This window comes from Streptomyces sp. NPDC049627 (genome assembly GCF_044465645.1).
Lineage (GTDB): Bacteria > Actinomycetota > Actinomycetes > Streptomycetales > Streptomycetaceae > Streptomyces.
Map to the genome: position 1 here is coordinate 1 of NZ_JBITLW010000022.1, position 23,154 is coordinate 23,154.

The window sequence follows — 23,154 nt, forward strand, 5'->3', positions numbered from 1 at the left end:
GGGAACGACGCGACGACATTCATGAGGCATTCCTTGGACTCGCCGTCTGCCTGATCACCCATCGGCACGTCCAGAGGCTTTGTTAGGGCCAGTTAGCCTGCTGCTTCGCCTTGTACGCCTCGGCGAGCACTTGCATCACTGTCTTGCGGCGCGCCACGAGTCCCCCACCTACACCTGTAATCACGCAACCTTCGAAAGCTGCACTCACACAACGGCTCGCCCCGCCGGGGCACCCCTCAGCGATACCCAGGTCCGCCGACCGGGAATCGTTGCGCTCATCAACCGCCGTCTGACCACCGCAAGGCCATGAGCTTGGGAAGCTCAGGTCTTCCAGAGGAGACTTCCAGGGCTGACCTGTGGTGAAGCGGATACGGCGCCCGGTCAGCCACTGAGCTGGTGCCCGGTGTTCCCCGCAGGATCTGGCACGCGTCTGGCACGCGCCTTCATCCCAAAAGTTGCTGGCCGGGAGGGTGATGAGCCCCAGTGGCTGCTCGTCATTCAGGCTGTGTGGTTGTAAGCAACGACTCGCGGATGGTTTGAAGTCCTGTGAGTCATACCGGAGTTGCTGGCTACCATCGGTTCTCTGGACCCAAACGGGGAGGGGAGATCGTGGACCCGACGCTCATCGCCTTGGCAAGCGCAGGCGGTACGGCCGTCGTATCGGCCATGGCAACAGACGGCTGGGAGACACTTCGATCGGGCGTCGTTACTCTGTGGCGCCGATTCCGCCCCGACTCCGCTGCCGAGCTGGAGCGAGACCTTGAAGCGTCTCGTTCAGCGCTGCTCGCCGCTCCGGACACGGAGAGCCAACCCGTCCGTCAGGCGCTTCAGTCCGCCTGGCAGGGGCGCATGCTCACGCTCTTCCTGGAGGACCGGGCCGCTGCGACGGAGTTCGAAGACATGCTGTCCAAGCTCGCGGAAGCCGGATCGCACCGGAGGAACGTCACCTTCAACGCCGAGGCCCGCGATCACGGTCGTGTGTATCAGGCAGGCGGGAACCAGTTCATCAGCGAGCGATGAACACAGGAGGCTGGGACGATGAAGACGACCCACCTTGGCACCTGCACGCCAGCGCCGAGGACGAGGGGAGGGTCTATCAAGCGGGCCGTGACCAGCACATCACGGAGTATCACTTTCATGGCTCGGCTGCCGACACGGACGACGATGACGACGAGGATGTAGACGACGACTGGTCCTACGCGGACGCCGGAGGCAGCCCCGGCAGCGGGTTCCGGGAAAACCTGCTCAGCACTCTCCTCGCTTTGGCCCCGCTGCTCCCACTCGCGATTGCGGGTTCCAGCATCCACTCCGTATGGGCCACCGAGTCCGCCCCGTCGTTCTGGTCAGTCCCCTACTCGCTGGGCGCTCTTGTCGTTGGCGCCACAGGCTTCAGGATCCTTCGCGAACGGTTGTCCTACAGGTCGGACCTGATCGACACGCTCTCCTGGTTGTACTGGCCCATGAATATCGGCATCTTCGTCTACTACCTCATGGGTGACCCGGCGGAGCTCAACATCAACTTCATCGGAGAGTTCGGCCTAGAGCTGGCTCGCAAGCTGGGTCCTTTATGACCCGAACCCCGCAAGTGCTCTGCCGTCCGTCAGCATCAGGAGAACCCAGCTATGAACGCGCAAGGTCGGCGCGACGAAGAACACTCTCGGTGGCAAATGCATGCCCAGGCCGAGGGCGAGGGGCGCATTTACCAGGCTGGGCGTGATCAGCATCTGACAGTGCACGTACACGGGGATCGGCCACAGCATCCGCCCGTCGGCAACCTTCGCAGTGCGTTCGCGTCGCTCTACGTTCTGCTCCAACTCGTGAGCACTATTGCGTTCGCTGTCGGAGGCCTCATAGTTGCTATGACCTCTTGGAAAGCGCCATTTAGCACCCTGTTCTTCGAGGGCTGCGGCATTGTGGCCGGGAGCTTGGCGCTGATGATGCTCGTAGAACGGCTATTCACAGGCCGCTGGCACAGGTGGTCACGCCCCCGCCGGCAAGTGTAGGAAGCTGGGGCTCACCAGTTCTCCCATCTGCAGACAGCCTGTAGGCAATGGCCCTGACCAATTCGAGCTACTTCTTCTTGCCCTGGGTCTTGTCGGGGATCTTGGTGAGCTGGGTTGTTGCTGATCAGAGGCGGTGGGCACGTGCGCCTGGTCGTCGTCGTTGGTCGTCATTGGCCACTGCCGAGCGGCCTCGGACGGCCCAGGGACGGCCCAGCTTCGGCACGCTCGACGACGGCACGCCCTCGACATGCCTCGCCTGAAGCTCAGCTGATGGCAGTCAGCCACGACGGCGGGGGCGCCTGCTGGCCTCGCGCGTGTGTTCCTCGCTGTGCTCCCACTCGCCTCGGCCACGCTGCTGGTTCCGCTGACCAGGCGAGCAGTCAGGCGGCATGTTCCTGTACGCACGCCGCGCTGTAGTAGTCGTCTGGGAGAGCGTCTTCTTGACATCGAAAATCGCTGTTCAAAGTCACTCTCCGCTTTCCAGAGTGCCCCTCGGACAGCCCGCTTCATGAAAGCGCGAGGCTATGTCCTCACCCGGAGCGGCCGAGACTGGCTCGGAAGAACGGCAGTAGCGGGGGTGGCATCATGGCGGGGGATTCGAGCAGCTCCCACTCGCAGCCGGGCACCTTCTCATCGAGATAGCGGAACCCCTGCCGCATCATCAACAGACCCACGGAAGTCGACGCTTGGTCCGCCGGGGACCAGTGACGCTTACTCACGTCGGCCATCAGCAGCATTCCCATCCCAAGGGTTCTGCCCATCATCCATTCGTAGGCCGCGTCATCCAGCAGGTTGGCCTCAATCTCCGCCTCGACTCGTACGCACAGGTCGATAGCCCATTCCCGGGTCGCTCCGCTCGCCTCCCAAGCGTCCCGTAGATCATCCAGGGTCGCTGTCTCCGCCAGACACAGCAGGGTGTCGAGGACAGGGCGGTCGGGGAGGGTGCTCATACCGCCATCGGGGGAAAACACCTCCTCGGCAAGATCCGGGACGTCCACGACCGTGTATTCGGCCATGGACGCCCATGGGTTGTACCACCCCGTAGGCTGCATGGCCCGCAGCACATCACCGATTCCCTGCGGCGTGATGGCGGCACCCCCGCGCAGCACCGTGGTCACTACCGCAGCCGTAACATCGCTGTCGGACAGATTCGGAGGGTCTGGGTTCAGGTCCAGCTCAGCCAGCTCCGGCGGAGGCCACACCACACCCCGGTTACGCATGCACCGGATGATTCCCTCATCGATCCGGCGGGCCCGAGCGGGAACGAGTCGGACCCGCTGACCGGAGGCGACCACCTCGTCGGCGACACGCTCCGCCCACTCCTCCTCGTCTTCTCGGGCTATCGGACCCTCGTCACCGAGACCGGTACCAAGACCCCGGACGGCTTGCCCGAAGGCCTCCCGCACCGTGAGCTCCGGCACCGGATGTCCCTCGCCGAACAAGGACAGCACCAAATGAAACGGTCGAGCACCACGCCGGGCCAACCGGGCGAGCGCCACGACCAAGCCGAATGCTTCGTCGGCCGGAACCGACGCACTCCCGCGCCCCCGGCCCAATGCCCGCACCCTGTGCCTTGGCAATAGACCCGCCCGCCGCCAGGACGCGAGCTGCTTTGTCGACACCCCGTAGCCGTGCCGTCGCGCGTGGTCGATGAGCTGCTGATCAGCGGATACCGGGCCAGCCGTAGAAGACATGGCGCGAATCTACCCACTCCCGCCACAAGAGGACGTGGCTTCGGAAGATATAGAGACCCCCCACCTTCACCAAGGCCAGGTGCCCCGCACGTGGTGCTCTTGGGGAACCGCCGGACTACACGGCCCGGCAACGAACCAGGAGAACCCATGCTGATGACCTTCACCGACCTCCTCCCGACGACCGGCCCCCTGTCCTGGGCACTGATCACGGCCCTGTACATCTGGATCACCGTGTACGTCGTCATCGTGCACGTCGCCCTGTTCCACCCCAGCCGATCCCGCCGGAAGACAGCCCACAAGATCCTGGACTGCCACCTCCTCGCCCCCTGGACGCTGTGACCTTCCCCCAGAAGTGATTAACCGCGATCTTTCGCGAGGGTCCGCCGATGAAGTCGGTGGGCCCTTCTGCTTTCCGGCGCTGATGGTGGGCAGGCCGGCGTCAGCAACCTGCGATGGCGGAACCGCGGTGGACAAGACATTGCGCGGTGACTTCTTCGTCCCGAAGCAACTTGGGTGACGGCCTGGCCTTGGGCCGGGGCGTCTCTCACCCGCTCCGATGGTCCGCAGGCGTCCAGGCTTGTCCGCCTCTGTCCGTCGGCGTTGTCACGCAGTTAGACACTCATTGCTGTTGGGCTGGCCTCCGCAGACCTCGGCCCCGTTGCGGGATGGCTGAGGCTTCGTGCCACTCATGCAGTGGATCAACGCTGAACCCACCACGCGATGCAAGAGACCGCAGTGGTGCCGAGTCCGGCAGCGATGCCTCGAACGAGTCCGTGGCCAGCGGTGCATCCCAGCGCGCGCACCTTGCGGCGCCGGGCTGGCGAGGCCCACTGAGCACGGGCGTTCCGCAGCCAGAACCCCACGCGGGTAAGCAGAGTCGACGGCTTCCGGGGCTGGCCCGTAGCCTTGAGGGTGTTACTGATGGCTCCTCCTGTAGGTCGAGCGATTGGTTGTTTCATCTGGCGGCTCCCTGCGGGAACAGGGGGCCGCCGCCTTTTGGGCGGCGACCGGTGCCATTTGTCCTCACCTGGGGCGGTGGGGTTCAGCCTGCTTCGTCTTGCGGACAAGGAACTCCACGGTCGGAAGCAGTGGCTCGTCTGGGGCCGAAGTGGACGCTGCCGGCCCGTCTTCTTCGGCCTTGGTCTCATCAGCTGCGGAGTCAGCCGCTGTGGCGCGCTTGCTGACGTTCAGGTTGTAGGGGGCCTGGAAGGCATATTTGTCGGCGGTCGTCGTGAGGGTGGGCAGAGAAGTGTCGATGTATATGCCGTACCCAACCGTGGTAAGAACCCCTGCCGTCAGCAGCTCCTCACGCCCTTTGCGGATCGTCTTCGGAGATAGCCCGTACCAGTCCGCGAACACCTCGGGAATATAGAATTGCGGATCGCGTCGGCTCATGCATATGAGCAGCAGCGCCTTACCTGACAGGGTTAGCTTCTCGTGCAATCCATCGACCCAATACTGAAACGGCAGTCGGAAGTAGATGTCCTCAAGGGGGCCATCGGCCCGGCCGATGGGCGGACGGTAGGAGGTGCTCGTGCCGTCCTCCATGAGCTTTGTAATCTTGGTGAACTTGCCGTTCTGGGACCTTTTGATCAAACCGAGTTGCTCAAGCTGCAACCAGAGGCGTGAAACCATGACACTGGCTGAGGCACCCGGGGCGTGGTGGCCCAAGCAGCGGGCCCAAAGCTCGGACCGCTCGGTCACGTCATAAGGGGCCGCGGTGGTTACAGATGCCATGAGCAGGTACAGATCCAACGCCCGCTCGCGGCGGGCGCGCACGAGTGCGCTCAGCGGACTTGGAGCCTTGGCGTCTCCACTGTCTCCCTGGACGACACGTTGCACGAGGGACCGGCGGATGGGCACCTCTCTCTTGCGCCGCTTTGAGGAGCCCAGGAGCGCGGCGATGCTGTGTGACTGGGAGGCCGCCATCCGGGAGGGGATCGTCGGCCGGTGGAAAAATGATCCGTGGCATAGACCCAGCATGCACGCAGGGTCCCCGGTCTGAGGCGTCGTCACCGGCCCCTGGCTCACGAGCCAGTTGCTCCCCTGAGCAGGCATCAGATATCCATGATGACTAGTCACAACTATGAGATACAGGCGAGGTAAGTGCGACACCCGTCTCCGCAGATGGGGCAGGCTCTAGAGAAAAGGATCTTTAACCTCTTGACTCCAGGATCTTTGCCGGGTGTAGCCAGCTCTCTTGTCTTTCCTTCCGGACGCCCGTTGCGCTCGTGTCCCGGCTCCGCAGGGTCTGAAGGGGAGACAACGGCCTCTCTTCTTGCCCTGGGTCTTGTCGGGGATCTTGGCGACCTGCGTTTCGCTACTCAGAGCGGTGTTCATGAGCGGCCGAGTGTCGTCGCTGGTCATCGTTGGGCACTGTTGAGCGACCTCGGACGGACCGGACGAACTCGATCTCGTGAGCGTTTGCCAGACGCCAGTCACTACTGCCCAGTACTTCTCTACTCTGTGCCCACCAGGCGGGGTTGGGGAGCCGCCGCAGATGCTGGGGGGAAAGTGCTGATCGTTCTCATTGGGATGGCCGTGGGTGCCGCATACGTGTGTCACGGAACACCGCTGTTCGTCCCAGCCGTAATCGTCGCGATTTGCTCCTTCTGGTCTAACGGCGTCATGTCCAACTTCCGTCGCACACACGAGGTCCCGCGCCTTGCAACGGCAGTGAGCCTGATCTGCTTCGTCCTCACACTCGTCTTCGGCATCACGGGCCTGGTGATCAGCTGAGAACGGGGCGCCGGCATCGAGGCCCGCGCCCTCAGCTTGGGAAGCTGCGATCAATTGCGGCCGGTTCGGGCGCTGAGCTGGGCGAACGGCCGGGACGCGTCCTCGTCGGGCACGGCCGCTTTCCCCGTGATTCCCCGCTGTTCCCCGCTCGTTCTGGTGCGCTTGTGGTGCGGTGCCCAGCAACCAACTGCACGGATGGGTTGATCAGGTGACAGCCAGAAACTCCCAGGCAGAATCGAACCAGTCCTGCCACTCGTTCACGAACACGGTTTCAGTGGAATAGGGATCGGCGTCCTTGGCGTGGTGCGTAAGTCCCGCACCAAGGCCGAACACATCAATTGCCTCGATTTCCTCACCGTCGTCCAGGGCGATCGGCCGCTTGAAGACCTTGTACGGACCCTGGAGCGCTTCCAACCCGTTGACCAGATAGAGCTTGAACGCCGGAACCAGCATGACCTGACGAACCTTGAAGTCCACGGAGGGCACGAGCTTCATGGCCTTCAGATCGGCGAGCACGCTACGCAGTGATGCAGTGTGTCGGCGCATGATCGTCACGAACCGCTCCTTGAGTAGCTGGTCGTGGTCAGCCGCCCCGGTCCGCCAGTACGGGAAGTCGAGGGATGCATCGGGCAGCAGTATGCGCAGGGCTATGCGCTCCGGTGCGATCACACCAATACGGATTCGCTCGGCCTGCAGCCGTATGTGCGCGTCCAACGACTCGCACGACAAAGTGAAGACGTCCAATACCACTTCAGGCTGGTCGAAAGCTCGGCTGATGAGAGTGCCCAGCGTGACGGTGTGGTCGGGGCGATAGCTGCTCGCGGGTGAACGGATCTCCTGAGTCCTGACGACGCGGGATCCACTGCCCAGGCGCTGCACGATCCAGCCCTCGGCGGCCAGTTCCTTGAGCACCCGCTGCACGGTGTCCCGGGAAACGCCCAACTCGTGGGCTAAGTCACGCTGCGCCGGAAGCATGGAGTTGAGTGGGTAAGAACCGTCAGTCATTCGCGCCCGCAGCACATTGGCGACACGTGCGAACGCTCTGCCGGCGCTGCCATAGTCGCCGTACTCGTGGTTCACATGAAGACCGTACCGTCCGGGCCACGGAACAAACAGGGCATGAGCGCGGCAAGAGGAGCATCTGGGCCTGCATGCACGGCTGACCGCGGCTGAGTGGTGTTGGCGGTTGGCGAGGGGGTTTTTCTGCGGTTCCCCGTGGTTCTCCGCACGATCGGGCCCGGGTCCGGCACGACCTTGCTGTCAAATCTAGTCAAAGGCGGGGCCCAGTGAGTTCCGCATTGCATCGCGGAGCTTGCGCAAGGAAATGTCGTACGGTGTGTGGAGCGCCTGCCACTCAGCTGACTCATCACCTACCACGACGGTGGTCGTCGCGATGGCAACTCGCATCGCTCTGAGGAGGTCATAGGCCTCGCGGGCGGCATCGTAGACAACAGCTGGTGCCACCAGAAACAACTCGTACCTGGCTGCTATCACCCCAGTCGACCGGAAAGCAGCTACCACATCGCTACTCGCGATCGGCGTTGAGCGACTCAATGCGAGTGTTTGTAACGCGGTCTCAGTCTCGGTCAGCGCTGTGAGGTACCGGACGTACGCGGTCCGACGTAGCTCTGCATGTCGGAGTCGTTGATCTCGCCTATTGCGTACCGATTCGACGACCAGCGTTGAGCCAACGCCGAGTACTCCGCCACTCAAGGTACTGATCAGCGTCAGCCATCCCATGCAGCCACGCTACGAGCCTGGGGCGCCGCACGATAGGGCGCCTAGCCAAGTGGCCGTGCTCTCTGCCGACACGAGTGGACGGGTGACCTGACGAGCATGGCAACACCAGGCGCCTTCAAACCACTTCTGCATGGTTCCACGACCGTCATTACTTGTGAGTTGGCATGCGTGACGCTTCGAGTCAGTGCATACGGACTTGGACAACACGCAGCAGCACGCTTTCCAACTGTGTTGGCGGGGCGGTGGGGTGCGTACGGGGCGTTCACCTGCGTTCATGCGAGGCTGCCCGCTGGTCTTGGGACGGCTCCGGGTCTCGCCCGAACGGCCGTGAACGGGGCTGAATGAGACGGAAACTGAGACGGACAGGCATCGCGGTAACCCAGGTCATGGACTTGGCGTCGCGTCGTCGAAGTAGCCGAGGAGTTGACCGCAAGGAGTCCAGCGGTCCCGCGGGATAACGCTCCGGGCGTCGGCTTCGATACAGGCGCTTGGCGTCGGCAGGCTCGCCAGACCGTCCTCGATGACGCTGCCTGGGATGGTGTCAGAGACATCAGGCTGTTCGAAGTGTGTCTCTGTGACCGTGACGGTTGGCGCCGGGCGGGGCTCGCCGTCCCAAAGGGCAAGGACGAACGAGATACCGCCAAGGAACATGACGAAGCCCAGGGCCGCGAGGAACAGCCACCAGACAGCAACGAGCAGACTGGGTTCCGCTGATGGCCGGCGAGTCACCATGGCTCATCATCTCGCGCGTGGGCGGTCTGCGTGGCAGTTTCAGCGGTGCTCATGACGGCTGGGCCAGGCAGCTTTGGGCCCAGAGCCCTGAGCTTGGGAAGCTGAGGTTCTTCAGAAGCTGTCGCCACACGGACCTGTGGTTAGAGCGGTCTATGTCCAGCCGACTGCTCAGGCACTCCCCGATGTTCCCCGTGGTTCACCGCTCGATCTGGCATGAATCTGGCACGACCTAGTACAGCGTCAGTCTTGGGCCTGCCTGCCCCGTCAGCCCCGGAGCCTGCCCCTAGCGCGCGCGTGCCACAGTCTCCTCCCCGGCCCGTACCTTCGCCCTGCGGAGCCTCATCGTCTGGACCGGCTCACCGATGGTGCGGCGCGTGCGGGCGTCAGCCCGCTGAACAGGAGACCAATTTGGCAGGTTCCTGTTGACCACCCCCTCGTTGTCGCCCTCGTCTTCAAGGACAGGCGAACCCATGCAAAGCATGTGCACGAGGGAGCAGTGTGTTAGACGCTATACCTAACTAGCAAGGGCAGACAGCAGCTGAGGCAGCCTTAGGGAGGACGGAAACCATGTCGATTGAATGGTGCTTGATGCGAATGGTCTCCAAGAGCCCGGGGCAGCAGGACCACCACTCGCTTGCCTATATTAGAGACCTGCAAGTAGGCGAGAAAACGCAGATAGATCAAGCTATGAACATGCTGCGCTCGTTCGCTTCTAGCCAATGGGAATGGAACAAGGTCGATCTAGCGTATAACAATCTTCTTAAGGCAATCGACGCCGCCATCGATAGCAAGGTGAAAGCAAACGGCCACTTCAGCGAGAATGAGCGGGCTATCCTTAGCAGGACAGCCATTGAGACTGCGGAGGCAATCGTTTCGTGGCCTAACGCGGTCCTAAGCGGAACCAGTGAACACCTTGGTGCGGATGAAGAAGGTCGCCAACAGATCTCCGAGCTGGCCGCCAAGCTTGTGGCTGAGGACAGTATTCTGAACCTGCTTAAGAAGATTGTGGACGCGCATGATGACTCGCTCGTCGACCTTGCATCGTCTAGTGGCTCTCACATCGCATATATGCAGAAAAGATCTCTCGAAACTGCGGGAGTTCCAGCTCCGGACAATTGGATCGTTGCCGAGATTTTCAGCGTTTCCCTATCTCAACTCGAACGACTGGCCGCTCTAACTCTGACCTCATATCGGAAAAGTATCGAGGATGCGGCGCGCATTATCCAAGGAATCTACGGGGAAACGCTATACGGCCTCCCCGTGCTGATACCCAAAGAAAATCTTACTAAGTTGGGAACCGGGGTAGACCTTCAAGTTTCCCCCGTTGAGAAGCCCGATGTGGAGGGATTGCTGCGAGCCGCAGATGCTGCCGCAGAAGTACTTACTCGGAATGATAATGGGCGAAGAGTAAACCCGCGTGTGGCACCGGCGAAGCCAGCTACAAGTGGCAGCGCCGCCGGCCAGGGTGATCAAACAGATGGTGAAAATGAGTACGCGCCGCTGACTTCAAACCTGCGTGCTCTACTCGTGTACGCCAGCAGCTTGACGACAGAGGCCGAGATCGCTTGGTCTGAGGCTCTGGATTCCAAAAGAAGCGACATACATAGAGAGATCCTGACTCGTTGGTTTTCATTCATCACGTCCCTCAAAAATCATCTTGAGAAACAGACGCGACAGCTGGATGGCAACGAGACCACGATTGCTCGGTTCCCAGTGAGTGCGGAATATTTCGCAGCAGAAATGGAATCGTCTAACCTGCAAAAATCGTTGTCGGACGCCGACATAGCTGAAGTCTATGCCGTGCGCAACCTAGTTGAATCACTGAAGGGCTTGCAACAGCCCACCCTCTCTTCTGTCGATTTGGCTACAGGCCAGGAGCGGACATGGTGGGATTCGGGAGCCTTTCATGAAACTCGAAAATCAGCCGAAGCGGCACTGCGCATAACGCAGAGAAAAGAATATCTCGCTACCCTCGCGCAAGCTTCTGAGAGTGCGGATGCGCATATTGAATCACCAGGACGTCACGGTCTTTTGTTTGGCACCCTAGGGCAAGAGTGCCTGAGGCAAGGCCATTATGAGGCGTCCATCGTTTATTTCTCTATTTCCGTGCGACAGCTTGTTAATCAGGCTGAGACGCAGGCGCAGAGTGTTGACGATGCGGTCGAACACGTTATTCGCCTCAGGGGTGCTGAATTGGAGAACCCAGCACGCCTCTTGCTCACGGCTGCCGAGGACCTAGCCTGCGGCAAAAGCGCACAACTGGAGAAAATTGTAGTTCTGGCAAACTTCTGGGCGGCGGAAATTGGCAGGCTCGTTCGGGCAGTTTTCGAGAGTTCGCAGAGCCAGATGGGTGCACAGCCTGAGGGGGGGTAAATAGTGACTGACGATGAAGAATTGCCCTATGAGAATCCATTCCCCTTGGCGACGGCTTCTCGATATGAGGTCACTCGTTTCGGCGATGTGGATGCTAGCTCTGCTGTCACATCAATCAACGTGACAGCCAAGGTGAACACCCTGACAGAGGCCAGAGTCAAACTGAACGCTAGATCTTCAGTTATCCACCGAATAGACTTCACTAGCCAAGTAGTCGTTGAGCAATTTCAAGACGGTCGCTCCCGGCGTGTTTTTACGGGATTTGTCGTGGAGGCAAAACCTGTAGGGCAGCAGATCGAGGTGCTGTGCACTTCGCTTCCTGAGCTGAATGAGCGTAAGCTATCGCAAACGGCAACAGCCGGAGTGCCGCATATTGAAATGCTCTATACGCTGATGCGCGGGGGCGGCCTGAGTGATGATCAAATTCGGATCAGCGGCCTAGAAGCGCTCCCGATGGAAGCGTTCGAGATTTTGAGTCCGGTCGAGGGCGTCGTCGTGGCTGGCTCGGCAAAGGTTGGCCCTGTTTCTATCTTGTCGAGAGAAGATCTGAAACTCGATGGGCTACCTGGGCCTGAGGAGTTCGTAGAAAGTTTTCGGCGACACGCTACATATGCTGTGACATTCGCTACGGACAGTCTAATGCTCGCCGCCGAGGAAAAAGGCTTGCTAGAGATTGATCTTGCGCTCTCATGGCTTACGGTTAGGTCGAGGTATTCAATTGCGCCGTTGCCGGATGGTACCAATGCAGAGTGGAACCGAGAGAGCGTTCTAGTTTCTCCGCGGCGCGGTGATGTGGTTTTCGTACGTGGTCTGCGAAGTCGCCGCAGGTGGCTGCGGGTGCCAGAACAGCCTTCGAAACTTACAGATCTTGATCTCACGGATAAGCATCGTCCCTTTGTTCTCCCAGGTATGACCCGAAGCCTTCCGCTAAATTTGCGACAAGCGGTCCTTGCATGCGCTAGGGCTGCACGAGGGAAGGATAATGTCGATCGCATCACTGCCCTCTGGGAGGCGGTTGAGTTCTACGTGGGAAAAACATCGGTGCCAGCGTTGTTCACGAAGTCGGAAAGGAAAGCCATCAAGCGAGCCATTCCGAGATTCGGTGAAGCCGGAAAGAACGAACGGCTAGAAATGCTGCTTGGTGACCTGAATAATCCGCCACTATTTGTTAAATTCCGTCGAAGGGTTGCGATCGATGGGGCGCCGGTAAGTCAGCATGACATTGATCTCCTCTCGACGCTGCGTAAGATCAGAAATGATGTGGTCCATGGAAGGTCTCCTGAGCAGCCAAGAAATCACGAAGTAAATCAAGGCGTAGCTATCGTGGCGCGGATTCTTGTCTATGCTATAAATTCGCTTGCTGAAGTCGTCGATTGAACCCTATTTGGATCATCCAGGTCGGCGGTGTGATTTTGGCCGGGAGCTGCTTTGGCGCGAGTGATCATGGCCCCGTAAGCTTCCGGCGCGTCGGGCAGTCTGTGGACCTGCCCGGTAAAGCACGACGTTGGGGCCATGATCTTCGAGGCTCGCGCCAAAGTGGCTGGCTAAAATCGCTCCGCCGACCGCCCCCAGCCACGATGTACCCCCTTCTCTGGCATCAGGTGGCTGCATGCTTTGAGCGCGGCACGGGCGCCGGCCGGGCTGGAGCGGGGCGGAGACAGGAGCGCAGGCCCGGCCGGGGGCTGGGCCGCGCGCGGTGAGCGGAGCGAGCCGCCTTGATGAAGGAGAGAAAGTCTTATCCCGCTGGGATGAGGCGCTTCCCGTCGTGGCTGCGTACGTGCGGGCCGTTGCCGTCCAAGGCGTCCAAGAGCCTGATCGCGAAGACCTCGGACATGCGCTCGCTGACCTCGTCGGGCGTGAGCCAGGAGACGGCCGTGGACTCGCTTGAGATGCGCTCGGTGCCGCCGGAAGGCTTGCAGCGGAAGACCAGGGCCACGATGCCGCGGGTCAAGTTCTTGTAGACGCCGGTCAGTTCGTCTACCTCGACGTGGACGCCCGTTTCCTCCAGGACCTCGCGGGCCACGCCGGCCTCGGGGGTCTCGTCGAGTTCGAGGATTCCGCCGGGGAGTTCCCAGGTGCCGTTGTCGGCTCGGCGGATCGCCAGGAGGCGCCCGTCCTCGCGCACCACTACTCCGGCCACGGACACGGAGTGCAGGGGAGACGGCGTCGCTTCCTGTGGTTGACTCATGTAGAGGAGCATAGGAGGCAGGGAAGGACTATGGGAACTGCGGCTGGAGGGGTCGGTTCCGGGCCTCGGTACGTGCAGATCGCGGACGAGATCGTGCAGCAGATCCGGGCGGGGGTTCTCAAGCCTGGTGACATGGTGCCGAGTGAGTCCGAGCTGGTGGACCGCTACGGCGTGTCCGGCGGGACGATTCGTAAGGCCATGGTCGAGGTACGGGCGAGTGGGCTGGTGGAGACCCGGCACGGCAAGGGCTCGATCGTGAAGGACCGGCCTCCTGTGCGGCACCGCTCCTCCGATCGCTTCCGGCGCTCGCTCCGGCAAGGGGGACAGGCGGCGTACCTCGCGGAGTCCGCACAGTCCGGCGCCACCGCCAAGGTCAGCGTTCTCTACATCGGGCCCATGGAGGCGCCCGAGGATGCCGCCGAACGCCTGGGTGTCCCCGTCGGCTCGCAGGTGCTGGCCCGTCGCCGCCTCTACTTCCGAAACGGCACCCCGGTCGAGACCGCCACCTCCTACCTCCCTTGGGGGGTCGTGAAGGAGATCCCGGAGCTGTTCGCTGAGAACCCCGGCGGCGGTGGCATCTACGCCCGACTCGAAGAGCACGGGCATGAGTTCGCGGAGTTCGTCGAGACGCTGCAAGCGCGGCCGGCCTCCAAGGCGGAAGCCTCGGAGCTGGCGCTGAGTCCTGGTGCGCCGGTGGTTCACCTGATCCGGGAGGCCCGTACGACCGAGGGTCTCGTGGTCGAGGTGTGCGACACGCTGATGGCCGCTGACCAGTTCGTTTTCGAGTATCGGATCCCTGCCGCCGACTGACGCCCGCTCAACTTCCCGCAGCCCGTCGCGAGTTCTTCTAAGCGGCGGGTTGACTCATGTACAGGTGTGATGCACTCTTCTTCATGTCACTCATGTACATGAGTGGCGGAGTTCAGCATCTATAGAGGAGTGATCTCTGTGCGTCAGATCCCTGTCGACACCGCCGGTGCGGTCGTGATGGTCGCCAAGTCCCCGCAGGTCAAGGTCCGTGACCGTCGGACCGGTGAGGTCGCGACCGACATGGAAACCGGGGCGAAGCTGATGACGGTCGACGTGATGTTCGCGGCCAACGAGGAGGTGGAGATCCTTTCCGTCACCGTCCCGGAGCCCGGGATCACCGGCGAGCTGTCCATGGGCACGCCGGTCGCGCTCACCGGTCTGATCGCTCGGCCCTGGGAGAACGACTTCAACGGTCAGAAGCGGCACGGCATCGCGTTCCGCGCGGTCGCGGTCACTTCGCTCGCCGACGTCGTCGCAGGGTCCAAGGCGGCCTGATCATGACCGCCTTCACGGTCACCCTGGTGCTGGTCGCCGCTGCCGTGGGTCTCCTGCGGTGGCGGTGCCCCGCCTGGTACTGGTTGACCTTCGGGGTCACGCTGGCCGTGGTTCGGGTGCTGGTCCGGTACGGCTCAGTCATGGACGCGTGTGGGCTGACCGTTCCGCCGACGCGGTGGCGGCTCGCCCTGGCACGTGCCATCAACCGGCCGTTACCGGAGTCTCGTTCACCACGCATCCTGCGGTTGCGGCCGACTCGTACCGGCCTGGTTCTGCGGCTCAAGCTCCGTCCCGGGCAGGACGCCTTCGACATCGCCGCCGCTTCGGATCGGCTTCGGCATTCGTTCTCGATGTACGGCGTGACCTCGCGTGAACTGCGCTCTGGTGTCGTCGAGGTGCGGATGACCGGCTACGACGTGCTCAAGCGGGTGCAGATGCCGGGTGAGACCGAGATCCGGCCGATGCGTGTCCCGGTCGCTCTGCGGCAGGACGGCTCAGTGCACTACCGCGACTACCGGGCGATACCCCACGCCCTCACCCTCGGCGCCACGGAGTCCGGCAAGTCCGTCTACCAGCGCAACCTGGTCGCCGGACTCGCCCCGATGGACGTCGCCCTCGTCGGTATCGACTGCAAGCAGGGGGTTGAGCTGTTCCCGCTGGCCCGCCGGTTCTCCGCGCTGGCCGACGATCCCGACACCGCCGCTGAAGTGCTCGACGCGCTAGTGGTCCGGATGGAGCGCAACTACCAGCTCATTCGGGCTCAGCAGCGGATCGCCGCCGACGTGCCGGATGCGGAGATCGCCGCCGACATCTGGGACCTGACGGCCGATCTGCGCCCGGTCCCGGTCGTGGTCCTGGTCGATGAGGTCGCCGAACTCGCCCTGTACGCCAACAAGGAGGAGGAGAAGCGCCGGGACCGCATCATCACCTCCCTGGTCCGCCTCGCCCAGCTCGGCCGTGCGGCCGGCATCTATCTCGAAATCTGTGGGCAACGCTTCGGTTCCGAACTCGGCAAGGGCATCACCATGCTCCGCGCCCAGCTCACCGGCCGTACCGCCCACCGCGTCAACGATGAGCCCTCCGCCAACATGGCCTTCGGCGACATCGCCCCGGACGCCGTCCTCGCCGCCATCCAGATCCCGGCGGAGACGCGGGGGCTCGCCATCGCGGGTGACTCCTCCGGAGGGTGGCACCGCATCCGGGCCCCGCACACCTCGCTCCGGCAAGCCGTGAACATCTGCAATCGGCACGCCGACCGGACTCCGGACCTGCCCGAGCTGGCTCCGTACCGGCCCGCCCTCTCCGCCCTGGCCGACACCCCCTTGCAGCCTGCCAAGCCTTCCCCGGCCACCGCCTGATCTCTCGGATTCCCGACGGTCGGCGTGACCGCCTTCGCGCCAAGTCCCTACCCCCGCCATGCCCAAAGAAGGGAGAACCGCCATGTGCCCCGACTGCGAGGACTTCGCCCGAACCGTGCTCCTGCTCGGCCAACTCGCCCTGTACGCGGACATGGCCGGTGCCGACCTCGACTTCGTGGAAGCCGTCAGCCCGTCCCTCGCCGCCTCGCTGCCCGAGCCGCCGCCCGGCGTGTTCCCGGACGGCTACGACCCCGACGGTGGTCCCGCCCCCGCGGGTGACTGTTGATGGGCGCCCGTCTCGGTCTCCGTGTCGACGCGGTCCTGGTTCAGGCCGTGATCGCCGGTGCTCTGTCCTTCGCCCACCTGCACGACCTGGCCGCTGCTGCCGGACAGGACGGCTGGAAGGCATGGGCCTACCCGGTCAGTGTCGACCTGCTCCTGGTCGCCGCGTGGCGGCGCCTGCGCAGCGAGGGGCCGTCCCGGCTGGCCTGGTGCTGGTTCCTCGTCGCACTGTTCGCTTCGCTCGGTGCCAACGTGGCCACCGCCGGGTTCCTCGACCTGACCGACCCGCCCGCCCTACTCCGTCTCGGCGTCGCCGGGTGGCCCGCGGTCGCCTTCCTCGGCGGAACACTCCTTGCCCACTCGGCGGCTGCGGAGTCGCAGTCACTTCCGTCGGCACCCGTCGCGGACACATCGGACGCCGAGCCCTCAGCCGAGCAACCAGCACCGGACGCCCTACGCCTGCCGGCCACGGAAGCCATGCCCGAGCCTGACGTCGTCCCCGCCCTCGCAACGGACCACGCCGCTTCGGCGCCGGATCCCGCTCCGGCCACCGCACCCCAGGTCCCCGCCGTCCTGCTCGACCACGCCCGCAAAGTCGCCGACGAGCACTACGCCCGTACCGGCGCCCCGATTGACCCCGACACTCTGCGCTCCCGCCTCGGCGTCCCGCCGCACCTCGCCGACGCCATCGCCGCTCACCTCGCCTGACGGCTGCCGGTATCCGCGCCGGTTTTTCCACCCCAACCACCGCCCGAGAGGGGATCGACTGACATGCCCGCCCGCGACCACTTCCACTCCGTGATGCGCATCGGTCCGGTGCAGATCGGCACCCACCGTGACCGCCACGGCCAGACCAAGCACGCCGCCGTGTGCACCTCCGACAACTGCGGCTGGTCCTCCGACTACTCCAGTCAGGCCGCCGCCCAGCTCGCCGCCCGCACCCACCGCTGCCGCATCCGCTAGGAGGCCACCGCCATGCAGGTCCCGCTCTGGCTCGCGCTGATCGTCGTCGGCTACCTCGGCGTCAAACTCATCCGTCCGCCCGCCTGGCTCATCGCCGTACTCCTGCTCGGCGGCTTCCTCCTCGCGGACAGCGTCCTCGCCCCGGCCATCAACTCGCTCGTCAAGTAGCCCACCTGGGACAGGAGACCACCGATGTTCCGACCGAAGATCCCCACCATGCCCACGCCGACGGGCCTCGCCACGCCGCCCGCCGTCGTCGAGCCGACCACCGTCAGCCCGAACGTACAGACCCCGCCGGCCGCCCCGATGACTCCGACACCGTCCCGGCCCACGGTCCAGCTCACCCCCGGCACCGCGCTCGCCCTCGTCAGCGGCGGCACGGCCCTCGTCCTGGTCCTCGGCGCCGTCCTGGTCTCGCTGCTCTTGGCGGTCGCCATCACCGGCGCCTCGGTCGCCGTATGCGCGGTCGTCCTGCGCTCCCTGCTCGCCTCTGAAGCCAAGCGACGCTGACCGGCCCCGGGCGGCCTCGATACCGCCAAGCATCCGCCGCCCGGGCGCCGTCCCTGTCCGATCTCGCAACCGGAAGGAACCCCCAGCATGGCCCACCGCGCCTCACCCGCGACACCGAGTGCGCCCTTGCCGGACACATTGCTCGACCCGATCACCCTCGGGGACGTGCTCCGGGTGGCCTCGGCGTCCGACTACACCCGATGGGAAGACCAGATCCGCCGCACCGGCGGCTGCTCCGACCCCGTCCACCTCACCGGCTGGGTCCTCCAGAAGGACAAGACCACCGGCGAGACCCTGCACCACTACTCCACCGCGAACGAGCCGGGCGGACGCCTCCGCCTCGCCTGCGGAAACCGCCGCGCCTCCCGCTGCCCGTCCTGCGCCTGGACCTACGCAGGCGACACCTACCACCTCATCCGCGCAGGCCTCGCCGGAGACGACCGACGCGACATTCCTGCCACCGTCCGCGACCACCCGCGCGTCTTCGCCACCCTCACGGCTCCGTCGTTCGGCCCGGTCCACAACCGGCCCGATCACGGCACCTGCCGCTGCGGCACCCCACACGCGTCCAACGCCCCGGAGCTTGGCACTGCCCTCGACCCGGACGGTTACGACTACGCGGGTGCCGTGCTGTTCAACAACCACGCCGGACAGCTCTGGCAGCGCTTCACCACCCGACTCCGCCGCGAACTCGCAGCCTGCGCGGGTCTGCCTCGCCGCGAACTCGCCGAACACCTTCGCGTCTCGTACGGCAAGGTCGCCGAGTTCCAAAAGCGCGGCGCCCTGCACTTCCACGCCGTCGTACGCCTCGACGGCCCAGAGGGGCCCGGGACACCACCGCCCACCTGGGCCACGGTCGACTTCCTCACGGACGCTCTACGCGCCGCCGCTGCGCACTCCTACACCTCGGTGTCGGTGCCGCCCGTCGAGGACCAGCCCACCCGTACCTTCCGCTGGGGCACCCAACTCGACGTCCGGCCGGTGAAGGCCTTCGGTGACGGCTCCGACATCACCGAACAGGCCGTCGCCTCGTACGTCGCCAAGTACGCCACCAAGGCCGCCGAGAACACCGGCACTTTGGACCGCCGTATCGGTGAACTCGCCGAACTCGACCGGCACCAAGTACCCGACCACACCCGGCGCCTCATCACCGCGTGCCGCGACCTGGACAGCCTCTATCCGGATCGGCGCCTCTGGGCCTGGGCCCACATGCTCGGCTTCCGCGGGCACTTCTCGTCCAAGTCGCGCACGTACTCCACCACTCTCGGCGCCCTCCGCCAGGAACGCGCCGACTTCCGCGCCGCACAAGAGGCATCCCTCCTCGGCCTCGACGACCGCGAGCCGGACACCGTCCTCGTGCTGACGGACTGGCAGTACGCCGGACACGGCCACACACCGGGCGAAGCCGCCCTTGCCGCGACCATCGCCCGCGACCTCCAGACCAACCGCGAGACCGCCCGCGAGGCCCTCCTGACCGAGGGGGGTACGGAATGACCACGGCCATCCGGTCACGCACCATGCTCACCCTCGCGGAGGTCTGCGACGAACTGGCCGTCTCGCGCTCGACCTTCTACGACTGGCGAGCCAAGCGCCGTGCGCCGCGCTGCATCAAGCTCCCGAACGGTGACCTAAGGGTCCGGCGGAGCGACCTCGATCACTGGCTCGACGACCGCGAGGACGCCGCCTGATGGAGACGACGTACGACGTGAAGGTCTACAAGATCCTCGCGTACAAGGGAGCCCGGAAGAACACGTACACCGTGCGTTGGGTGGTCGCGGGGAAGCGCTGGCGCGAGCCCTTCGACACCGTCGCACTCGCAGAGGGCTTCCGCTCCGAACTCATCCGGGCCACGGGCAAGGGCGAGGCATTCGTCGTGGCCACCGGGCTTCCGGTGTCCCACCGTTCCAAGTCGGCTGCCATGAGCTGGTACAAGTTCGCCGTCGAGTACGTGGACGCCCGTTGGCCTCAACTCGGCGGCAACAGCCGCAAGAACATCGCCAAGACCCTGACCGCGACCACCATCGCCTTGCTGCGAGCTAAGCCCACCCATTTCGCACCTGCGGCCGTGCGCACCGCTCTTCGTGAGTGGGCGTTTAACACAAACCGTCGTCCCAACGCACCCCGAGACGTGGCGGGCATCCTCCGATGGGTGGAGCGGAACTCCCTTCCCGTCTCAGCCTGGGAGGACCCGGAGAAGGTCGACCAAGTCCTGCGCGCCATCGACACCCGGCTCGACGGCAAGCAGGCGGCGGCCTGGTCGCGGAAGCGCAACCGCCGGATCCTCAACGTCGCCATGAAGTACGCGATCCGGCGACGCATCCTGCGGGCCAACCCTCTGCCCAAGGGAAAGGACTCGACGGCTGCCACGAAGACCACCAGCGCTGTGGACAAACGGTCCCTGCTGAACCCCGAGCAGGCGGCTGCCATCCTCGATTGGATACGGCGCCGACCACGCGGCGGTGAGCGACTTCACGCCTTCTTCGCCACGCTGTACTACTGCGGCCCCCGGCCCGAGGAAGCCGTAGCCATGCGGGTGGAGGACGTGTCCCTGCCCGGGCCCGACGCCGAGGACCAATGGTGCGAGCTGCTGCTCCACACCGCGACCCCCGAGGTCGGGAAGCAGTGGACCGACACGGGGGAGATCCATGAGCAACGCGACCTGAAGGGCCGTGCGGAGGGCGAGACACGCACCGTCCCAGGGCACCCCGCCCTGACACGCATCCTTCGGCAGCACATCGAGGACGAAGAACTCAAGCCAGGTGACCTGCTGTTCCAAGGCGAATCGGGCGGCGTCCTCGCCGGCTCCGTCATCCGTAGGGCGTGGCGCAGCGCGCGTAAGGCCGTACTGCCCCCGCACGTCTTCGAGTCGCCCACCGGACGGCGCGTCTACGACAACCGCAACACGCGCCTGACGAAGTGGCTCAACGACGGCATCCCGCCTGCCCAGGTGGCCGAGTGGGCTGGGAACAGCGTTGCCGTGCTCCTGGCGACCTACGCCCGATGCGTCGAAGGTCAGCTGCCCGACCTGAAGAGGCGGCTCGAAGCTGCCGGAGATCTCCCCGAGCGGTCGTCTGCTGGCTGACCCCTCGGCCGCCCAGAACCTCGACACGTATTCGACACAGCCACCCGCGAAAACCCGGTGACAGCCGGACAGCCCCGGAGTCTGCCCTTGATCATAAAGAGGGCGTCCGGGGCTTCGCCGTGACAGCTGGTATGCGCCCTGACCAGCAAAAACGCCCTCCCGAAGGAGGGCGGAGAGAGGGCGCCCCCGGCAGGACTCGAACCTGCGGCCAAGCGCTTAGAAGGCGCCTGCTCTATCCACTGAGCTACGGGGGCCGGTTGTGGTGGCCTCGGTCGTGGTGCCCGGGTGTGGGCTGAATCCGTGACGTTGCCGGGGACAAGGATAGGGCTCCCGCATCCGTGTCCCTGTTGCTTCGCCTCCGTGGCTCGATGTGGAGGTTCGGTGAAGCGGTCCTGATAATCGCAGGCAGGTACGAATCGTGCACCGCTTTTGGCCTCTCGCGCCCCGGGTGTTGTGCACTCGTTATGCCTGGACTGTGCCGGTGTCCCAGTCGCCCCTTCCGTCCCTTGTGTCCCGTCGGCGCGCAGACATGCTCATATGCTTCAGAATTCCCCTAAAATTGGGCATTCTTCGCATGTGGTGACCTTGGACGTACGGCCTCAGCTGCTCGACGCACTCTCCGCCCTGCGCGACTGTGTCGCCGCCGCACGCTTCCCGCTGCCCCTGGCCGGGGCCCCACGCGCGCGTGCCAACCGCGACGAACTGCTCGCGCAGCTCGACGACTATTTGGTGCCCCGCCTGAGAGAGCCCGAAGCGCCCCTGCTGGCCGTGGTGGGCGGATCCACCGGGGCCGGGAAGTCGACGCTCGTCAACTCCCTCGTGGGCAGACGCGTGACCGAGGCGGGCGTACTGCGGCCGACGACGCGCACCCCGGTACTGGTCTGCCATCCGGAGGACCATCACTGGTTCAGCGCGATGCGCGTCCTGCCCGACCTCACACGCGTGTGGGTGCCCGAGCACGATCCGGCCGAGGAACTGATGCTGCCCGGCGAGGACCCCGCGCGCGTGCTGCGGCTGGAGACCGCCGACACCCTGCCACCCGGCCTCGCCCTCCTCGACGCGCCCGACATCGACTCCCTGCTCGCCGACAACCGCGCCCTGGCCGCCGAACTGATCTGCGCGGCCGACATCTGGGTCATGGTCACGACGGCCGCCCGGTACGCCGACGCCGTCCCCTGGCACCTGCTGCGTACCGCCAAGGAGTACGACGCCACTCTCGTGACCGTTCTGGACAGGGTTCCCCACCAGGTCGTCTCCGAAGTGTCGCGGCAGTACGGGGCGCTCCTCACCAAGGCCGGCCTCGGCGACGTACCCCGCTTCACCGTGCCCGAGCTGCCCGAGTCGGCATGGGGTGGCGGGCTGCTTCCGGCCACGGCGGTCGCGCAGTTGCGCACCTGGCTCGTCCATCAGGCGCAGGACCCGGCGGCACGCGAGCACGCCATGGCCCGTACGGCCAACGGCCTCCTCGACTCCCTCAAGGCCCGCCTGCCCGAACTCGCCGCCGCGGCCTCCTCCCAGTACGCCGCCGCACTGCGGCTCACCGCCGCCGTCGACTCGGCGTACGACAGCGAGTACGCGCGCGTGCGGAGCCGGTTGCAGTCCGGGGCCGTCCTCGCCGGCGCCGCCCTGAAGCGCTGGCGCGCCTTTCCGCTCGACTGCTCCGCCGGGGAACTCCTCGACTCGCTGGTGGAGAGCCTGAGCACCCTCCTGCTGTGCGCCGTCACCGCCGCCGACGAGCGCGTCGACGACGCCTGGCGGCGCGAACCTGCCGCCGAGGCGCCCGAGCTGATGCCCCGTGACGCCGGGCCGGAGAGCGTCGAACACCGCATCGGCATGGCCGTACGGCGTTGGCGGCGGGAGTTGGAGGAGTACGCCGAGGACGAGGTGAACGACGTCGACCGCGGCGTCGTCCAGGATCCCGAGGTCGTCGCCGCCCTGGTGGCCACCGCGCTGCTCGGCGCCCGCCGGGCGCGGTCCGCGGGGGAGGGGCTCGCCGAGCGGATCGGGGCGCACGGGGCGCTGCGGCTGCGCGACCGGGCCGGGCGGCTGCTCGCCGAGCACCTGGACCGGGTCATGCACAACGAACGCGAGCGCCGGCTCGCGCCCCTCGACGCCCTGGAGGTCCATCCGGACCCCCAGGCCGAACTCATCGCCGCGCTGTCCGTACTGCAGAAGGAGAGGTGAC

At 64.8% G+C, this 23,154-nt stretch carries 23 protein-coding genes and 1 tRNA gene; 17 read left to right on the forward strand and 7 right to left on the reverse strand.

Features of this window, described 5'->3' with window-relative positions:
* Positions 1–609: 609 nt before the first annotated feature.
* Together ACIBU0_RS41485 and ACIBU0_RS41490 are read left to right on the forward strand one after the other, a co-directional pair.
* Positions 610–1,020 carry a hypothetical protein gene (locus ACIBU0_RS41485; RefSeq protein ID WP_398829330.1) on the forward strand — a complete coding sequence of 137 codons (411 nt, stop codon included), beginning with the start codon at positions 610–612 and terminating at the stop codon, positions 1,018–1,020.
* The gene (locus tag ACIBU0_RS41490; protein ID WP_398829333.1) at positions 1,017–1,571 is read left to right on the forward strand and encodes a hypothetical protein; all 555 of its coding nucleotides are present in this window, start codon (positions 1,017–1,019) and stop codon (positions 1,569–1,571) included. Before ACIBU0_RS41485 ends, ACIBU0_RS41490 begins: the two co-directional genes overlap by 4 nt.
* 962 nt (positions 1,572–2,533) lie before the next feature.
* Here ACIBU0_RS41490 and ACIBU0_RS41495 read toward each other — a convergent pair.
* The gene (locus ACIBU0_RS41495; protein WP_398829336.1) at positions 2,534–3,424 is read right to left on the reverse strand and encodes a hypothetical protein; all 891 of its coding nucleotides are present in this window, start codon (positions 3,422–3,424) and stop codon (positions 2,534–2,536) included.
* 420 nt (positions 3,425–3,844) lie between these two features.
* Here ACIBU0_RS41495 and ACIBU0_RS41500 point away from each other — a divergent pair, with 420 nt between their 5' ends.
* Positions 3,845–4,036 (forward strand): hypothetical protein, encoded by a 192-nt coding sequence (locus ACIBU0_RS41500; protein WP_328426744.1) that lies wholly within the window; start codon positions 3,845–3,847, stop codon positions 4,034–4,036.
* A gap of 684 nt (positions 4,037–4,720) precedes the next feature.
* On the opposite strand, the gene ACIBU0_RS41505 is transcribed toward ACIBU0_RS41500, so the two are convergent.
* The 4 genes from ACIBU0_RS41505 to ACIBU0_RS41520 form a co-directional block, all read right to left on the reverse strand.
* Positions 4,721–5,476 carry a hypothetical protein gene (locus tag ACIBU0_RS41505; protein ID WP_398829339.1) on the reverse strand — a complete coding sequence of 252 codons (756 nt, stop codon included), beginning with the start codon at positions 5,474–5,476 and terminating at the stop codon, positions 4,721–4,723.
* Positions 5,477–6,640: 1,164 nt separating this feature from the next.
* Complete coding sequence (locus tag ACIBU0_RS41510) at positions 6,641–7,516, reverse strand: winged helix-turn-helix domain-containing protein (protein ID WP_398829341.1); 876 nt, start codon at positions 7,514–7,516, stop codon at positions 6,641–6,643.
* A gap of 186 nt (positions 7,517–7,702) precedes the next feature.
* Entirely contained in the window at positions 7,703–8,176 is a 474-nt protein-coding gene (locus ACIBU0_RS41515) for a hypothetical protein (protein ID WP_398829343.1), read from the reverse strand.
* A gap of 384 nt (positions 8,177–8,560) precedes the next feature.
* Positions 8,561–8,908: a hypothetical protein gene (locus tag ACIBU0_RS41520; protein ID WP_398829345.1), complete on the reverse strand. Its 348-nt coding sequence runs from the start codon at positions 8,906–8,908 to the stop codon at positions 8,561–8,563.
* 567 nt (positions 8,909–9,475) lie between these two features.
* On the opposite strand from ACIBU0_RS41520, the gene ACIBU0_RS41525 reads away from it, so the two are divergent.
* Both ACIBU0_RS41525 and ACIBU0_RS41530 read left to right on the forward strand, forming a co-directional pair.
* Entirely contained in the window at positions 9,476–11,281 is a 1,806-nt protein-coding gene (locus ACIBU0_RS41525) for a hypothetical protein (RefSeq protein ID WP_398829348.1), read from the forward strand.
* Positions 11,282–11,284: 3 nt separating this feature from the next.
* Positions 11,285–12,658, forward strand: a complete 1,374-nt coding sequence (locus ACIBU0_RS41530; RefSeq protein WP_398829351.1) for a hypothetical protein — start codon at positions 11,285–11,287, stop codon at positions 12,656–12,658.
* Positions 12,659–13,016: 358 nt separating this feature from the next.
* Here the strand turns inward: ACIBU0_RS41530 and ACIBU0_RS41535 are convergent, their stop codons facing one another.
* Positions 13,017–13,481 (reverse strand): NUDIX hydrolase, encoded by a 465-nt coding sequence (locus ACIBU0_RS41535; RefSeq protein ID WP_398829353.1) that lies wholly within the window; start codon positions 13,479–13,481, stop codon positions 13,017–13,019.
* Between the two features lie 18 nt (positions 13,482–13,499).
* Here ACIBU0_RS41535 and ACIBU0_RS41540 point away from each other — a divergent pair, with 18 nt between their 5' ends.
* From ACIBU0_RS41540 to ACIBU0_RS41590, 11 genes are all read left to right on the forward strand, one after another.
* Positions 13,500–14,279: a GntR family transcriptional regulator gene (locus ACIBU0_RS41540; RefSeq protein WP_398829356.1), complete on the forward strand. Its 780-nt coding sequence runs from the start codon at positions 13,500–13,502 to the stop codon at positions 14,277–14,279.
* 138 nt (positions 14,280–14,417) lie between these two features.
* Positions 14,418–14,774 (forward strand): hypothetical protein, encoded by a 357-nt coding sequence (locus ACIBU0_RS41545; protein WP_398829359.1) that lies wholly within the window; start codon positions 14,418–14,420, stop codon positions 14,772–14,774.
* A 2-nt stretch (positions 14,775–14,776) separates the two neighbouring features.
* On the forward strand, positions 14,777–16,132 hold the full coding sequence (locus tag ACIBU0_RS41550) for an FtsK/SpoIIIE domain-containing protein (protein ID WP_398829361.1): 1,356 nt from the start codon (positions 14,777–14,779) through the stop codon (positions 16,130–16,132).
* 82 nt (positions 16,133–16,214) lie between these two features.
* Complete coding sequence (locus tag ACIBU0_RS41555; protein ID WP_398829363.1) at positions 16,215–16,418, forward strand: hypothetical protein; 204 nt, start codon at positions 16,215–16,217, stop codon at positions 16,416–16,418.
* Positions 16,418–17,122, forward strand: a complete 705-nt coding sequence (locus tag ACIBU0_RS41560; RefSeq protein WP_398829365.1) for a DUF2637 domain-containing protein — start codon at positions 16,418–16,420, stop codon at positions 17,120–17,122. Before ACIBU0_RS41555 ends, ACIBU0_RS41560 begins: the two co-directional genes overlap by 1 nt.
* A gap of 63 nt (positions 17,123–17,185) precedes the next feature.
* Positions 17,186–17,377 (forward strand): mobile element transfer protein, encoded by a 192-nt coding sequence (locus ACIBU0_RS41565; protein ID WP_398829367.1) that lies wholly within the window; start codon positions 17,186–17,188, stop codon positions 17,375–17,377.
* Between the two features lie 12 nt (positions 17,378–17,389).
* Positions 17,390–17,545: a hypothetical protein gene (locus ACIBU0_RS41570; RefSeq protein ID WP_346180215.1), complete on the forward strand. Its 156-nt coding sequence runs from the start codon at positions 17,390–17,392 to the stop codon at positions 17,543–17,545.
* Positions 17,546–17,569: 24 nt separating this feature from the next.
* Positions 17,570–17,887, forward strand: coding sequence for a SpdD-like protein (locus ACIBU0_RS41575; protein ID WP_398829369.1), 318 nt, complete (start codon positions 17,570–17,572; stop codon positions 17,885–17,887).
* Between the two features lie 126 nt (positions 17,888–18,013).
* A complete protein-coding gene (gene repSA, locus ACIBU0_RS41580; RefSeq protein WP_398829599.1) occupies positions 18,014–19,381 on the forward strand; it encodes a replication initiator protein RepSA in 1,368 nt (455 codons plus the stop codon).
* On the forward strand, positions 19,378–19,575 hold the full coding sequence (locus ACIBU0_RS41585; protein WP_398829371.1) for a helix-turn-helix transcriptional regulator: 198 nt from the start codon (positions 19,378–19,380) through the stop codon (positions 19,573–19,575). Before repSA ends, ACIBU0_RS41585 begins: the two co-directional genes overlap by 4 nt.
* Positions 19,575–20,969, forward strand: a complete 1,395-nt coding sequence (locus ACIBU0_RS41590; protein ID WP_398829373.1) for a tyrosine-type recombinase/integrase — start codon at positions 19,575–19,577, stop codon at positions 20,967–20,969. Before ACIBU0_RS41585 ends, ACIBU0_RS41590 begins: the two co-directional genes overlap by 1 nt.
* Positions 20,970–21,150: 181 nt before the next feature.
* Here the strand turns inward: ACIBU0_RS41590 and ACIBU0_RS41595 are convergent.
* A tRNA-Arg gene (locus tag ACIBU0_RS41595) sits at positions 21,151–21,223 on the reverse strand.
* A 322-nt stretch (positions 21,224–21,545) separates the two neighbouring features.
* Between ACIBU0_RS41595 and ACIBU0_RS41600 the strand changes: the two genes are divergently transcribed.
* Positions 21,546–23,153 (forward strand): dynamin family protein, encoded by a 1,608-nt coding sequence (locus ACIBU0_RS41600; protein ID WP_398829375.1) that lies wholly within the window; start codon positions 21,546–21,548, stop codon positions 23,151–23,153.
* Position 23,154: the final 1 nt, after the last annotated feature.

Bases quoted from the DNA above. Each gene is read 5' to 3' on its own strand.
- ACIBU0_RS41490 (WP_398829333.1), top strand. From the start codon at position 1,017: ATGAACACAGGAGGCTGGGACGATGAAGACGACCCACCTTGGCACCTG.
- ACIBU0_RS41500 (WP_328426744.1), top strand. From the start codon at position 3,845: ATGCTGATGACCTTCACCGACCTCCTCCCGACGACCGGCCCCCTGTCC.
- ACIBU0_RS41515 (WP_398829343.1), bottom strand. From the start codon at position 8,176: ATGGGATGGCTGACGCTGATCAGTACCTTGAGTGGCGGAGTACTCGGC.
- ACIBU0_RS41520 (WP_398829345.1), bottom strand. From the start codon at position 8,908: ATGGTGACTCGCCGGCCATCAGCGGAACCCAGTCTGCTCGTTGCTGTC.
- ACIBU0_RS41525 (WP_398829348.1), top strand. From the start codon at position 9,476: ATGTCGATTGAATGGTGCTTGATGCGAATGGTCTCCAAGAGCCCGGGG.
- ACIBU0_RS41535 (WP_398829353.1), bottom strand. From the start codon at position 13,481: ATGCTCCTCTACATGAGTCAACCACAGGAAGCGACGCCGTCTCCCCTG.
- ACIBU0_RS41540 (WP_398829356.1), top strand. From the start codon at position 13,500: ATGGGAACTGCGGCTGGAGGGGTCGGTTCCGGGCCTCGGTACGTGCAG.
- ACIBU0_RS41550 (WP_398829361.1), top strand. From the start codon at position 14,777: ATGACCGCCTTCACGGTCACCCTGGTGCTGGTCGCCGCTGCCGTGGGT.
- ACIBU0_RS41555 (WP_398829363.1), top strand. From the start codon at position 16,215: ATGTGCCCCGACTGCGAGGACTTCGCCCGAACCGTGCTCCTGCTCGGC.
- ACIBU0_RS41560 (WP_398829365.1), top strand. From the start codon at position 16,418: ATGGGCGCCCGTCTCGGTCTCCGTGTCGACGCGGTCCTGGTTCAGGCC.
- ACIBU0_RS41565 (WP_398829367.1), top strand. From the start codon at position 17,186: ATGCCCGCCCGCGACCACTTCCACTCCGTGATGCGCATCGGTCCGGTG.
- ACIBU0_RS41570 (WP_346180215.1), top strand. From the start codon at position 17,390: ATGCAGGTCCCGCTCTGGCTCGCGCTGATCGTCGTCGGCTACCTCGGC.
- ACIBU0_RS41575 (WP_398829369.1), top strand. From the start codon at position 17,570: ATGTTCCGACCGAAGATCCCCACCATGCCCACGCCGACGGGCCTCGCC.
- ACIBU0_RS41585 (WP_398829371.1), top strand. From the start codon at position 19,378: ATGACCACGGCCATCCGGTCACGCACCATGCTCACCCTCGCGGAGGTC.
- ACIBU0_RS41590 (WP_398829373.1), top strand. From the start codon at position 19,575: ATGGAGACGACGTACGACGTGAAGGTCTACAAGATCCTCGCGTACAAG.